The 13092-nt window shown below is 59.1% G+C and carries 13 protein-coding genes, 1 tRNA gene and 1 pseudogene; 10 read left to right on the top strand and 5 right to left on the bottom strand.

Annotated elements, in window-relative coordinates; all coding sequences use genetic code 11:
* Positions 1-209: 209 nt before the first annotated feature.
* A complete protein-coding gene (locus tag MOV74_RS02740) occupies positions 210-557 on the bottom strand; it encodes a hypothetical protein (RefSeq protein ID WP_246917595.1) in 348 nt (115 codons plus the stop codon).
* A 266-nt stretch (positions 558-823) separates the two neighbouring features.
* On the bottom strand, positions 824-1090 hold the full coding sequence (locus tag MOV74_RS02745; protein WP_246917597.1) for a hypothetical protein: 267 nt from the start codon (positions 1088-1090) through the stop codon (positions 824-826).
* Positions 1091-1438: 348 nt separating this feature from the next.
* On the opposite strand from MOV74_RS02745, the gene MOV74_RS02750 reads away from it, so the two are divergent.
* The 7 genes from MOV74_RS02750 to MOV74_RS02780 all read left to right on the top strand — a co-directional run bounded on the left by MOV74_RS02750 (position 1439) and on the right by MOV74_RS02780 (position 8175).
* Complete coding sequence (locus MOV74_RS02750) at positions 1439-1978, top strand: thermonuclease family protein (protein WP_246917599.1); 540 nt, start codon at positions 1439-1441, stop codon at positions 1976-1978.
* 124 nt (positions 1979-2102) lie between these two features.
* Positions 2103-2285 carry a hypothetical protein gene (locus tag MOV74_RS02755; protein ID WP_246917601.1) on the top strand — a complete coding sequence of 61 codons (183 nt, stop codon included), beginning with the start codon at positions 2103-2105 and terminating at the stop codon, positions 2283-2285.
* A gap of 428 nt (positions 2286-2713) precedes the next feature.
* A complete protein-coding gene (locus tag MOV74_RS02760) occupies positions 2714-3907 on the top strand; it encodes a DUF932 domain-containing protein (RefSeq protein ID WP_246917602.1) in 1194 nt (397 codons plus the stop codon).
* A 224-nt stretch (positions 3908-4131) separates the two neighbouring features.
* The gene (locus MOV74_RS02765) at positions 4132-4275 is read left to right on the top strand and encodes a hypothetical protein (protein ID WP_246917604.1); all 144 of its coding nucleotides are present in this window, start codon (positions 4132-4134) and stop codon (positions 4273-4275) included.
* Between the two features lie 54 nt (positions 4276-4329).
* Positions 4330-5307 (top strand): NAD(P)H-quinone oxidoreductase, encoded by a 978-nt coding sequence (locus MOV74_RS02770; RefSeq protein WP_246917641.1) that lies wholly within the window; start codon positions 4330-4332, stop codon positions 5305-5307.
* Positions 5308-5846: 539 nt separating this feature from the next.
* The gene (locus MOV74_RS02775; RefSeq protein ID WP_246917606.1) at positions 5847-7418 is read left to right on the top strand and encodes a recombinase family protein; all 1572 of its coding nucleotides are present in this window, start codon (positions 5847-5849) and stop codon (positions 7416-7418) included.
* A 97-nt stretch (positions 7419-7515) separates the two neighbouring features.
* Positions 7516-8175, top strand: a complete 660-nt coding sequence (locus tag MOV74_RS02780; protein WP_246917608.1) for a hypothetical protein — start codon at positions 7516-7518, stop codon at positions 8173-8175.
* 151 nt (positions 8176-8326) lie between these two features.
* Here the strand turns inward: MOV74_RS02780 and MOV74_RS02785 are convergent.
* Positions 8327-8391 (bottom strand) — tRNA-Arg (locus MOV74_RS02785).
* 291 nt (positions 8392-8682) lie between these two features.
* Here MOV74_RS02785 and MOV74_RS02790 point away from each other — a divergent pair.
* A complete protein-coding gene (locus MOV74_RS02790; RefSeq protein ID WP_246917610.1) occupies positions 8683-10458 on the top strand; it encodes a metallophosphoesterase in 1776 nt (591 codons plus the stop codon).
* Positions 10459-10852: 394 nt separating this feature from the next.
* Here MOV74_RS02790 and MOV74_RS02795 read toward each other — a convergent pair whose 3' ends face one another.
* Complete coding sequence (locus tag MOV74_RS02795; protein ID WP_246917612.1) at positions 10853-11365, bottom strand: hypothetical protein; 513 nt, start codon at positions 11363-11365, stop codon at positions 10853-10855.
* Here MOV74_RS02795 and MOV74_RS40740 point away from each other — a divergent pair.
* Positions 11338-12020 (top strand): annotated as a pseudogene (locus MOV74_RS40740) (gamma-glutamyltransferase). The gene MOV74_RS02795 and the pseudogene MOV74_RS40740 sit on opposite strands and share 28 nt — an antisense overlap.
* Positions 12021-12033: 13 nt before the next feature.
* A complete protein-coding gene (locus MOV74_RS40745; protein ID WP_258719488.1) occupies positions 12034-12417 on the top strand; it encodes a gamma-glutamyltransferase in 384 nt (127 codons plus the stop codon).
* A 315-nt stretch (positions 12418-12732) separates the two neighbouring features.
* Here the strand turns inward: MOV74_RS40745 and MOV74_RS02805 are convergent, their stop codons facing one another.
* A complete protein-coding gene (locus MOV74_RS02805; protein ID WP_246917645.1) occupies positions 12733-13092 on the bottom strand; it encodes a RidA family protein in 360 nt (119 codons plus the stop codon).

Raw genomic sequence — 13092 nt, forward strand, 5'->3', positions numbered from 1 at the left:
ATTAGGCTACGCATTTCAACCTCCTTCACTATTGCTCGCTAAGGACGAATGGGCGGCATGCATTGTGCAGATTGTCTCGGGAGGCGATGAGCGCTAGATAGCATTCCGCCCGGAACTCGGGTTGCAGACGGATGTTGTCTGTCAAAATTGTCATTGTCACTTTCCTGTATTGAGGTCGGTCGTGTCATGACGTCTGGCAACTTTGCTCTCTACGAGCTCTCCATCAGGAAACGGGGCCGCACTTGGCGGTGGTTTGTCTCAGATCGATGCGGAAACCTTCTCCTGGTGGGAAGGGAGCGCAGCCGCCCCCCCTCTCGCGAGGTGTTATGGCTGGGCGTGCCGTCCTTGTTGATGACGGCAACTTCATTGCCTTTGAACAGAATGTGGTTGTGCTGCTGCATGCCCGTGGTGTGGGGCCGGTCCGAGCGGAAGCTCCATCTTTTGTCGATCTGATATGTTCGGCCTCCCTCGAGAAGCAGAGTGGCAGCTTGGCTTGCGATTTGGTCGGCGGTCTCGAAGAAGATCGTCGTGGAGGGGTTCTTGGTAGGTTTGTTCATCGGGTGCTCCTGTATAATTGACAGTGTTCTTGTGGAGCTCCCGGGAATCCAGAAAGCCGGCCACCTAGTATATAGCGAATCTCGAATCTTGACCGGCCTTGGCGGAGTTCGTCGATAGAAGCGGGGCTATTAGGGCGCCCCGCGGGAATCCTAGCGGAGCCCGGTGGGTACTCGCGGCACAACCGGCTTGTTCGTGCGTCGTTCGACTGCGTGCTCGAATGTCCGAAGCCGGTGATCGCCGCGGTTAATGGCGCCGCGTGCGTTGCCTAGACCTCGGGCGGGCATTCGGGGCAGGTATCGCCGATCGAGTCCAGGACCTCGGTCAGCACGCCGGCAGTCGCCTCGGGCGAAAGGCCCGGTGGCGGATCCTGGCGGGCGATTTCGATCGCCCGCTCACGGGCGTGCGGATCTGCGCGGTCCTGCATCCAGCCGTGGTACTCACACTCGCGGATCGCTCCTGCCTCCTGCAGCACGGCTATCGCCCACCCACATACCGTGCGGATCGCCGTTCGCCTCTCCTTGGTCATCAGCATCAAAATCGCTCCTCCGCGAGGGGCGAATCCTTGCGGCCCTCGATTCGTTCCGGCTGCTAACACAGAGCAGGGATTCCAAATCGTCGGGGCAGCAGCTTTTCCACGTGTTCCGCCGCACTGTGCAAAACAGCTACGCAGCAATCTTGTCTTCCTTGTCCGCGTCGCGCATGACGACTTTCAAGGTCTCCTCTGGCAAAGGGTGCTGCTGCGCCTTTTGCCTCATCCCGATCGGTGCATTGGGACGCTACCCATCTTCTTCGCCGGCTGACCAGCCTACCATCTAACGCGAGAACCTGCCGGCGCTGAAAAAACTCGAGAACTACCAATCCAATCCGCGAGATTTGATATATGTACAAGGTCATTGGAATGCGTCCAACCTCTATCGCATTGATGCTCGCCATTCTGTCGAGCGTGGCGCTGGCGGACGATTTTGTCGGACAGGCCAGCGTTATCGACGGCGACACGTTGGAAATACATGGAGTGCGCATCCGGCTTTGGGGCATCGATGCACCGGAGAGCAGCCAGCTGTGCCGCGGCGAAGACGGCCTACAATATCGTTGCGGTAGGCAGACCGCGAACGACCTTGACGCCTTCATTGCCCGCCGTCCCGTCAATTGTGTTCCAGTCAGCCTCGACCCGTATGGCCGCACCGTCGCCACCTGCTCGGTCGCAGGCAGGGATCTCGCTGAATGGCTCGTACGGAGCGGCCTTGCGCTGGATTGGCCTCAATACTCGAAGGGCCGATATCGCGAAGCTCAGCGCGAGGCAGAACGTACCGGCCAGGGACTCTGGAAGGGAAGCTACGTCGAGCCGTGGCTCTATCGTGCATGCATTCGGGCAAGTGGAAAGCCGGCCACCTGCTCGGATGACGCAAATGCCCATCCTTGATGCGATTCCAGAGAGATGCCGATCCACAACGTGTGTTGGCCTATCACCGAGGTGGCTCTGGCGCGGTTTGGGCGACTCACGCTACCCATCATTCCCAATCACCTCACTGCATAATGGGAATGAAATGGTTGCAGCCACCCGTGAATTGCCGGCCTCTGGTTACGCGCTTGAACTGGACAGCCGGTTGAAAGCCGAATTTACAACCAGGGACGGCGCCAGGGCGGGTGGCGAAGAACTAAAGAAGCGTTTTCCCATGCTTCAGATCAGGATCTATGACGCGCAGACGCATGCGCGCGAGGAAATCTAGATCAACCGGGTCGAGCCTAAGCGGAGTTCTTCCGCTTGCGCGCGCGTGCGGCTTTGCCGCATCGGGCTCTCGTGAACCGAGCCGCTTTGCGTCTCGGCGGTCCGGCTTCGATCCCTCGCGCAAGAGCTTCGGAGCTCCTCGCCGGGGGCACTCGGGAAAGGGGCTCGCCTTCGGCGATCGCTATCACTGCCCCGTTCCCGGGCGCCGCTGTTAACCGGTCTCGTCGCTGCACTCGGACCCGCGTGCCCCTTCGGGTCGCTATGCTCACGCTCTCCGGGTGCCATTTTCCGTTGCGGCGATGCGCGTGCGCGCACGCCTGATGGGCGTCACGATCAATGATGCATAAGAGGAAGAGTGGAGCGGCGTTGACCGTGACGGGTTGAGGGCCGGAGGAGAGTCTTCCGGCGCCCGTCATGGAGATGTCTCCCATGAATATGCAGGTTCTTGATGCCCGCCGCGACGTCGGTGGCGGTTACAGAGTGGATGTGAATCGCGGCGAGCGCGTTGGTCGAGTGTCCTCGGAATGGTTTTCCCGTCCCGCGGATGAGCGTTATCTGTCGCTCAACGAGCTGGCCCGCACGGTGCGTGATCGCACGGATCGCAGCCGGACGCGCGTGGTCGAAAGCGCGCTCATCCATGTCGAAGCAAGCCGTGCCGACCCCGAGCGCTTGGCTCTGATGCTGCCCGGCGCGGACAAGCCAGTCGCGCCGACCCACTGGAGCTTCGGCCAGCTCGCAAGCCAGGTTGGCGCTCCGGCCACTTACCTGCGGCAACTCCCTGCAGCACTCGCAGGCATCAACCTGCAATATGGCCTGACCTCCAATCGCGTCGAGCAGATCAAAACTCTCGAGACCGAAGATGGCCGCGTTGAGCTTCGTGCCGTCACTGGCCCCGATTATGGCCGGATCTTCGACCACGAGTTGGTTGAGGCCGTGCAGCGCATTGCCGGCAATGGTACGGGGGATACGCGGTGGAAGGTGCCTGGTGTGCTCGACTGGTCAACCGGCATCTATAATCCCCGTGTCGACATCTCCAAGGACACGACCACTCTCTATGCATCGGACCGGGACGTTTTCCTTTTCCTGGTCGATGACCTGAATCCGATCGAAGCTGGCCGTCTCCGGGACGGCTCGCCCGACCTCTATTTCCGCGGCTTCTATTGCTGGAACTCGGAGGTTGGCGCGAAGACGCTCGGCATGGCGAGCTTCTATCTCCGTGCGGTCTGCCAAAATCGCAATCTATGGGGCGTGGAGGATTTCGAGGAGATCACTATCCGCCATTCCAAATACGCAGCCTCCCGCTTTGCCCACGAGGCGGCGCCGGCGCTGCTGAACTTCGCTAACTCCTCACCCATGCCATTCGTTAATGGCATCAAGGCCGCCCGCGAGCGGATCGTGGCACGCAGCGATGAGGATCGTACCGAATTTCTGCGCCGCCGCGGCTTCTCCAAGGCTGAGACCGGCAGGGTGATCGACGCAGTGCTGGCGGAGGAAGGCCGCCCACCTGAAAGCATCTTCGATTTTGTGCAGGGCATCACCGCCGTCGCGCGCGACAAGCCGCATCAGGATGTCCGATTGGACATGGAGGCCAAGGCCAAGAAGTTGCTCGACCGGATGGCGTGACTTCCGCGGGCGGGGACTTTTGGGCCTCCAGCTCGGTGCGTCTATGTTCTTCCGATTCACACATTCCAGGAGCGCTGCCTCCCGGAAGGACTGGAATTCGACTCCGTCGCGGGCCGACAATCCCGCGACGGCCCTTTGGCCGGTGGCCCGTCGACAAACTCGCAGTTCCGTGCAGCACAGAAGATGCACGCTTAGATGTCGCGATACTCGCTTACGAGTTTTGCGTGGCCGCGTTCAGCTTCGACCCATGTTGGGTAACGCACCCGCCGGGCATCGACGGAGGCTACGCCGGCTTCCATGACCTCTGTTTCGAAAACAAGCGGGCGATCTGGATCGCATCCGAGATCGAGAACCACGAAGACGGTTGAGACGATAATGTCCGGACCTATCTCGGTCCTCGCGACAACACGGTCGGCCGATTCATACCATCGCTGCCACGAAACCGGGTCCGTGCCCTGGGGCTCGTGACCGATGAACGTCCCGTGCCGCTTCCTGGACCGAATGAAATCCTGATCAAAGTGGCGGCCGCAGGGTTGAACCGCGGAGACATCGTTCAACGGCGTGGCCACTACCCGCCACCGGTTGGAGCAAGTGACATATTGGGACTGGAGGTGGCAGGAGAGGTTGCCGCGAGAGGATCCAAAGTAACCCGGTTTAAGTTAGGCGAGAAGGTCATGTCACTGGTCACCGGAGGAGGCTACGCGCAATTCTGCCTTGCTCACGAGGCGCATACGTTTGGCATCCCGACCGGGTTGAGCATGGTGGCGGCAGCATCAGTACCAGAAACACTGATGACAGTGTGGCACAACGTGTTTCAGCGTGGTCGGTTGGATGCCGGCGAGACCCTTCTCGTTCACGGCGGCACATCGGGAATCGGCGTGACCGCAATTCAGCTCGCCAAAGCTTTCGAGGCCAAAGTGATCGTCACGGCGGGCTCCGCAACGAAATGCGACTTCTGCCGCGAGCTCGGCGCCGATGTCGCGATCGACTACAGGAATGACGATTTCGTTCAAGAGGTTCTTTTTGCAACCGACGGCGCTGGCGCGCATGTTATTCTGGACTCGATCGGTGGCGATTATATTGGCAGGAACCTTGAAGCCGCGGCTGTTGACGGACGCATCGTGCAAATCGGCTTCATGAATACTCCTTTCGCGCGAGCCAACTTCAGCCTGTTGATGATCAAGCGCCTAGTCTACACTGGCTCAACGCTTCGGGCGCAATCTGTGGAAGCCAAGGCGCGACTGGCCCACGCCGTTGAGACAAATGCCATTCCCGTCCTCAAGCAAGAACGCCTTAGGCCCGTCATCGACAGTACTTTTCCTCTCGAGCGAGCTGCCGATGCCCACCGCAGGATGGAGACGGGCCAGCACATCGGCAAGATCGTCCTAACGATGACGTGATGCCCGCGGCTTACTAGCGTTCGAGCCCGCGGCCTTCAATCCCTTGACACACTCCCAGCGCGCTTGGCGCGCGAGATCTATCGCGGTGGCTTCGGACTCGTAGCGGGTTTGCCGGATGCTGGGCGTTCCAAAGCTGTAGCTTGCAGGTTCGATTCTCAGAGGAATCAGAGGATTGGGCCCACTCCTAAGGGAGGAAGAACTCCTGATCTCTTGCTCCATCCTTTACTGACAAATTAGCCTTGGAGGCCAGGGGGCCGCCGATGCGATGGCTACGCACGTTCGTCGTTGTCGTCCGTGACTCCCGGGCCGTTAGGAGTCCTTCGATCGTATCGATCAGATTCTCTATCGTGAATGAGGGGCTCCAGAAATGGTGCAACCTTCCACCTTCAAGCGCCGCTTCGCGTGATGACATGACTGATCGAAGATAGAGAGACATGAAAACGAGTCGTTGATTGACGGCGCGGGAAGAGATCATCCCGGCCCTGACAGACGCGTCAGCCTGGGGTAGATTGGACGTCACCAACAGCCGGAGGCGTTCCATGGGAACTGCGCTCACTGTTCAAAATGCGCGCCTTCCGCGACGACGCGAGCACGAGCTTCGGGCGGCCCAATACATTCGAATGTCGACAGATAGACAACAGTACTCGATCGCAAATCAGATGGCTCTGATCGCGAGCTACGCGGCCGAGCACCGGCTTGAGATTGTGCGCTCGTATATCGATGAGGGCATTAGCGGGCTGAGAATCAATAATCGCCGTGGTCTTATCGATCTGCTCAATGACGTACAATCGGGAGCCGCTGACTTCGCGAACGTCCTGGTGCGGGACGTCAGTCGTTGGGGGCGGTTTCAGGACACAGATGAAAGCGCCTACTACGAGTTTATCTGCAAGCTGGCTGGCGTGAAGGTAATCTATTGTGCGGAAGTCTTCGAGAACGATGGAAGTCCGATGTCTGGCCTCTGGAAGAACATGAAGCGCCTGATGGCGGCCGAGGACAGCCGTGACAAATCGGCGAAGATTTTTGCGGGACATAGCCGGATCGTCCAGCTGGGCTATCGGGTGGGCGGTCGGCCGGGCTTCGCGCTGCGCAGGGAGTTGGTCGACCTAACCGGCAAATCGAGGGGCTTTCTCGAACCCGGTCAGCAGAAGGCATTGCAGACTGATAGAGTGTTGCTACGGGCCGGATCCCCCGAGGAAATTTCGACCGTGCGGTGGATATTCAAGAGCTTTGTCGGCGGGAAAGGGGAGACTGCCATCGCTCGCGAGCTGAACGCGAGCGGCGTTGCCAACCATATCGGAATGCCGTGGGATCTTCAGATGATCGGCCGCATTCTTCGCAATGAAAACTACATCGGCAACACCGTCTATTTTCGCACATCGAGCTACCTACGGGGGCGTCGCGTTATCAACGGCAAAGCCAAGTGGATTCGCAAAGAGGGTACCCTTGAGCAAATGGTACCTCGCAACGTGTTCGATGAGGCTCAGCGGATTGTCGAACGTCGGGTACGACAGAATTTTTCGTCCGAGTTGTTGCTCAAGAAGTTGCGCGTTCTACTGCTCCGGTTGGGCACGTTGTCTGCCGATGCGATCAACCGAGCGAAGGGTGTGCCATGCGCGTCTATATATGAACGCCGGTTCGGCAGCCTTCGCAAGGCATATGCGCTGATCGGTTTCGCTCCGCCAGGAGACTATAGCTACATCGAGACGCGTGACGAGCGCGTGAATCTGATCAAACAGCTCGCCGCGGAGATTGGCGCTGGCTTGCTGAATGTGAACTCCGATCTCATTGCTGAGCGGACCGGAGGCTGCTTGGTCCTGAAAGACGGGTCATTCATATCATTGCGCGTCATTCGATGCTGGCAGCATCCCCAACGGCACTGTCGGGTTTGGTCACTGGGGCGCAGCTCCAAGCAGCGTCCGGGCATCGTCGTTATAGTCAGGCTGGACGAGCAGAATAAGGAGCCTCTCGACTACATCCTGACGTCGAGAGACCGCATTTCTGAGCGGCGGCTTATCATGACTGAGGCGGTCGTGAACCGGGACTATCCCCGCAGGTTCAAGGACACGGCTGGGCTCGTCCGTGCCTTGAAACGGATGCAACTCGGGTCTTGAGAGGGTCTTGAGGGGCCCAGCCGGTAACTGTTTCAAAATGTTTCTGATTGTGGTACGAGCGCAGCACATATCAAAAAGTGTGCCGGGCTCACCCGCTATGAATTTCGTGCAAAGGGTAAAGCGTAAGCTGTTTCCGCCGCGGGAGATCATTGAGGGGTACGAAAACCCTGATCTGGTAGAAACGATTTTTCTCAAGACAATCAACTATAAGCCGGGCGGCGACTGGCCGTTGGTCGCGGGCCTGAAGGCGGTTCTGGACTTCGGCGGCGGCGCAGGCCTGCACTACAAGCTGGCGCGCCAGCAATCCCCGGACATTAGCTGGGCGGTGGTTGAGACGCCGGCGATGGTGCAGCGCGCGAAGCAGCTTGGCACCGATAAGCTGATGTTCTTCGAGCGCATCGAGCACGCCGCCGATTGGCTCGGCAGCGTCGACCTCGTCCACTCAAATGGTGCCATCCAGTATATCCCGGACGCATTGGAAACCATCAAGGCCCTGTGCTCGGTCCGGCCGGCAGCGATGGCCTGGCACCGCGTTCCTATCAGCGACAAAACCAGACGAGAAATCCAGACATCGTACCTGAGCGACAACGGCCCGGGCTTGTCGCTAGCTTCCAAGGAGAAGCTCGTCAGATACGAGCGAAATTGGATCTCTGAGCAAGTATTCGTCGGGGCCCATGAGGGATTTCGCATCACGGAGCGGGGACCGGATCCGACCGAGCGCGGCACGGAACAATTCAGGTTTGCGCGCAACCACTAACGCGCTTGGCGGGATCTCAAGTCGCTCGCGAGCCGCCGCGCCTTCGTTCTGCGAACGCTCGGAGGCGCGAACGGAATAGGCTGCTTACCCTGTGCTTACCCGGTCGAGGCCGCCGATCCACTAAAGGCAGATAACTGATTGAAATTACCGGCGCACCCCACACGATTCGAACGTGTGACCTTTGCCTTCGGAGGGCAACGCTCAATCCGGCCCTGCCGTTGGGTCCGTCAGCATCGATGGTGAGCCAACCTCAGGAGACGTGGCAGCAGACGTGGCGGCCGTTCTCTCTCGAAACTCCGCAATGAATTCGCAACGAATTAGGTGAAATGACCGTGAACAAAACGGGACGGAAGCGACTGCCACATCAAGAAATATCACTACTTAGAAGATGCTCATTGCGTTCGGGACGCAGGGCTTCGGGAGCCGTCGCGCAATTTCGGTGGAAAAACCACCAGGGCACGGAATACGAGAAGGAAGCCACGTATTCTACCCTAAAGGGAGAATCGTTTGGCGACACCATCTGACAAGACACCCCGCGCTCTGCCGTACATGGCAGGCTGGTTTGAGCCTAGGCTGCTGATCAAACTGCTTTGGCGCGTCATCGTCTCCGATGTCTTCGGGCAGTATGCTGATCGCCGCCTGGTGCTGGCGGCGCTCGATCCCGTCGATCCGAAGGAGTTGGTCCGGCGTGCGCAGCAATTCATGCCGGGCAACGAAAATGAAGAAGTGTGGGCCTTTAAACCCGATGAGGAAGGGGCCGTTTGGATCGACTATGTCGCGGACCTTGGCGACGGCTTCGATGCGACCTACGCGATGGCGTCCCTGCTGGCACGAGAGACGCTTGACTTCGAAGGCAAGGATTTACCTCGGGGCCAATTGCTGGTGATGGGCGGTGATGAAGTCTACCCGCATGCCTCGGCTGAGGCGTACCGCGATAAGCTATTAACGCCTTACCGATGGGCCTTTCCCGATCCCCACCCCGGTCTGCTGAAGGGCCCCCCGGTTTATGCGCTGCCTGGAAACCACGACTGGTATGACGGCCTAGTGCTCTTTCTGGCACTCTTCAGCCGGCGAGAGCATCTCCATCTTGGTGGCTGGCGGACACACCAGCGGCGCAGCTATTTTGCGCTTCAACTGACCCCACAATGGTGGATCTGGGGCATGGACTCGCAACTCGATGACGATATGGATCAGCCGCAGAAGGATTACTTCGTCGCCATCGCCAAAGAGATGCCAGAGAATTCCAACATTATCCTTTGCGGGCCTGAGCCCGGCTGGCTCTACACGCGCGTCATTGGCAACGGCTCGCTCAAAATCATGGATTACCTGGCCTGGATCGCGCTCCGGCATTGCAAGGGCGTACGGATTCCTCTCGTGATCTCCGGCGACACGCACCATTACAGCCGCTACGAGGGCGATGACGGCATGACGCAATTTGTCACTTCGGGAGGCGGCGGCGCTTTTCTTCATCCCACGCATCAGCTTGCAAAGACCGTGGACGTCTACCGTCCGGCGGACGAAATCACCTGGATGAAAAGTTCGGTCAAGAAACTCACGCTTGGCTCGTGGAAAACAAAAGAGGGCGTGCCCCAGGAAGCCTGTTATCCAAGCCGCGCGGATAGCATGGCCATGCTGCGCGGCAATCTGCGCTTTCCTGCCTACAATCCCGGCTTTGGGCTCGTGCTCGGGGCCATCTACTGGCTGCTTGGGCTGTTGGGATCGTTCTTTCCATGGGACATCTGGTACGTCGCGCCCCTCGTTATGGCCGGTGGATTTTACGCGTACACCAAGCGGACAGAAGGAAGCAGTACGAAGGTAAAATTGGTTTCCATTGTGAATGGTGTGTTGCATAGCCTTGCCACGATCGGGCTCGGCGCGGTGTTCGCCAGTCTCAACGCGCTCGTCTTCGATCCTACGGATTGGCCCCGACTTCATTTCTTGCTTTTTGCCGCCGAAATGATCGGTCTTGGCGGAGTGGTCGCGGCCGAACTGTTCGGCATCTACCTCTATGTTTCATCAGGCTACCTTGATCTCAATCATAATGACGCGTTCAGCTCAATGCGCCGCGACTCGCATCGCAATTTTATCCGCATTCGCATCGCAGAGGATGGGCTGACGCTTTATCCGATTGGATTGACGAAGGTCCCCGACCGGGACGCATGGATCAAGAACGGCGGGCCGGGACCCGCCTATGTCACAAACCCCGACTTGCAGCCGGAGCCAATTGAACCCGCGATCGTAATCAAGGTGACGCCTCCTCCTGCACCGGTCGTGACCGCCTGAGGAGGACACCGCTTAATCGACCAGCGTTGACGCTCCTCTTTCGTTTATATCCTATGGAGATGAAGGCCAGCGTGCGGGCGTGGTTGGGTTTTTCGCTGTAAGTTATTGATCTCTAATGTTTGAATTTTGATCTAGTTGGGAAAATTCACTCGGGAAATCAAAGCCGATAGCGTGTCTCTTAATCAGCGGGTCCCAGGTTCGAGCCCTGGTGCGCCCACCACCCTTAAGCTATTGGCCCCAAGGGCTTTTTTAAATTCCGCGGCAGAACAAACCGGGTCGCGTACGACGCTTTTGATGATCGTACGTCGCACGCCGTGCGACCAGTGGGATAATTAGGGCCGAAGGCCATCCACCGCTGAAACGCGCAGCCACATGAGAGCCACCGGCCCTCCGTTCAGCTCTTCATGCCTTCCTTCCGCACCTGCAATTCAAGCCTGTCGATACCGGAATCAGCGCGATCCGCATTGCGGGCGCGATAGTGCTTCACGATAGTTTGCGCGCTTCGGTATGAATGCCCAGTGATGTCGCAGATCGTCAGCAAGTCGCAGCCAGCCCGATCGAGAAGCATGACGCAGGTATCGCGTAGGTCCTGGTCATGCTTTTGGTCGAGTTCACCGGCGCCGTTGACGAACATTAGGGTGGGGCAAGGCTTCACGTGGCATGCTGTCTCGTCGCCATTGCTGTCTCGGGCGATCTGCGCATCCAGCCATTCCGCTAATGCGCGTTTGCGCTGATCGACCGCTCGAGCGCGCTGCGCCTTATTTTCCTCATCGAGAGGGAACGGCGCGAAGAGCTTGTCCGCATGCTTAATCAGTTCGGCGTTCAATCTTTCTGCGCGTACGATTGCCTGGCGCGCGTTGTCGCGCTTCAGAAATCCAAATGCAGCGACGGCGCGGGCGGTCGACAAAGCTCAGCAATCCCGATCTCTCCCATACGCTGCGGTCTATTGCGGAGGCCGGGTGGGCCGGCTTCTACCGTGGCGCCGTTGCCGCCGAGCTGGCGCGCTTCTCGCGCGAAGCTGGCGGCTTCTTTCGTGATAGCGATCTTGAGCAGCAGACGGCGATTTGGGCGCGCCGCTCGTCGGCAGCTACCGCGATGTCGAGATCTTCAACACGCCGCCTCCGACCCAGGGGTTCTCCGTTCTCGAGATGCTTAACCTGCTTGAGCCCTACGAGCTGCATAAGAAGGATCTGCTCGGAACGGACCGCGTGCACCTCATGGTGCAGGCCAAGCAGATTGCCTATCACGACCGCGACGGTGTGCTCGCCGACCCCGCCTTCACCGACGTGCCGGTCCAAAATCTCATCTCCAAATCCTACGCTGCCAGGCGCGCCGGATCGATCGATATCCGCTCGGCGCTGCGATGGGACCAGGTGCCCTCCTACGGCAGCCTCGCGGGCGATACGGTCTATGTCGCCGTAGTCGATCGCGAGGGCAATGCCGTGTCGCTGATCCAAAGCTTGTATAGTGCGTTCGGCTCGTGCCTCGTAGCGGGACGAACCGGCGTGGTGCTTCAAAACCGCAGTGCCTACTTCTCTCTTGATCCCGAACATCCCGGGTAAGATTCCCCTGCACATGCTGATCGCGTCCATCGCGAAGCGCGACGGAAAGCTGTGGAGCGTGCTCGGCTGCATGGGAGCGGACGGACAGCCGCAAATTCAGCTGCAAGTGTATTCGGCGATGATCGATCATGGCCTCGATATTCAGGAGGCGCTCGAAATGCCGCGTTTCCTCTCCGGCCGCTTCGGCCTGGGAGAAGCGCGCGATACCCTGCACCTGGAGGGACGCTTTCCCGATGATGTCATGCATGCGCTGGCGCAGAGAGGCCACATCTTGAACCGTTGGGGCGCTTGGAACGAGATGGCGGGCCACGCCCATGGAGTAACAATCGATCGGCAAAGTGGGGTCCTGAGCGGTGGGTCCGACCCGCGTAGCGACGGTGCCGCCGTTGGTTACTGACTGCCTTTGGACGGCCGTTGCTGCAAAAGAGCCTTCTCTGAAATCGTCGCCACGAAGATAGCTTGGCAGAACGACCTCATGAGTGCGATGCAGGCCGACGTACATCTGGATGCTCGAGCCAGCCGGAATTCGTCGCCGCACGCTGCAAAACCCGCCACACCAAGCAGAAAAGAAACATGGCCGAGCGCCAGTGCCGAGCTGGCGCGGCTTATGCAGGCGACCGTTTAAATCAAAACAGGGTACGTTCACGACCAAGTTTGCAGACATCAACGGCTCGTAAGGCCGCTTTGCGATGTTGATCCCCACCGCCCGCTCTTAGGCCGGCTGCGGGCCAGCCGCGATCGCTGTCACCTCGATTTTGACACCGGGGCCGAGATCGGCAACGCCTATCACGGCACGCGCCGGCAGATGGGCATCGGCAAAACGCGCCCTCCAGGCCGATTCTAGTTCAGCCTTCTCGCCCAGGTTCGTTACGTATACGGTCGCCTGCAAAACGTTGGACAAGTCGGATCCAAGAGTCTTTAGCAAGCGCGCCAATTGGCCCAGCACATCATTGGCTTGGCCGGCCATATCTAAGCCAGTGTCCTCGGCGACGATGCCGCCGAGATAAAGCACCCCGTCATGCTCGACAACCTCGTGAAGCAGCCCGTCATAAGGCAAAACGCGTTTGATCAT

Origin of the sequence: Bradyrhizobium sp. SHOUNA76 (assembly GCF_023006445.1) — a bacterium.
In the GTDB taxonomy this organism is placed as follows: Bacteria; Pseudomonadota; Alphaproteobacteria; order Rhizobiales; family Xanthobacteraceae; genus Bradyrhizobium.

Coding starts and splice junctions, on each gene's coding strand:
- MOV74_RS02780 (WP_246917608.1), top strand. CDS start 7,516: ATGAATTTCGTGCAAAGGGTAAAGCGTAAGCTGTTTCCGCCGCGGGAG.
- MOV74_RS02760 (WP_246917602.1), top strand. CDS start 2,714: ATGAATATGCAGGTTCTTGATGCCCGCCGCGACGTCGGTGGCGGTTAC.
- MOV74_RS02775 (WP_246917606.1), top strand. CDS start 5,847: ATGGGAACTGCGCTCACTGTTCAAAATGCGCGCCTTCCGCGACGACGC.
- MOV74_RS02745 (WP_246917597.1), bottom strand. CDS start 1,090: ATGCTGATGACCAAGGAGAGGCGAACGGCGATCCGCACGGTATGTGGG.
- MOV74_RS02805 (WP_246917645.1), bottom strand. CDS start 13,092: ATGATCAAACGCGTTTTGCCTTATGACGGGCTGCTTCACGAGGTTGTC.
- MOV74_RS02750 (WP_246917599.1), top strand. CDS start 1,439: ATGTACAAGGTCATTGGAATGCGTCCAACCTCTATCGCATTGATGCTC.
- MOV74_RS02755 (WP_246917601.1), top strand. CDS start 2,103: ATGGTTGCAGCCACCCGTGAATTGCCGGCCTCTGGTTACGCGCTTGAA.
- MOV74_RS02740 (WP_246917595.1), bottom strand. CDS start 557: ATGAACAAACCTACCAAGAACCCCTCCACGACGATCTTCTTCGAGACC.
- MOV74_RS40745 (WP_258719488.1), top strand. CDS start 12,034: ATGCTGATCGCGTCCATCGCGAAGCGCGACGGAAAGCTGTGGAGCGTG.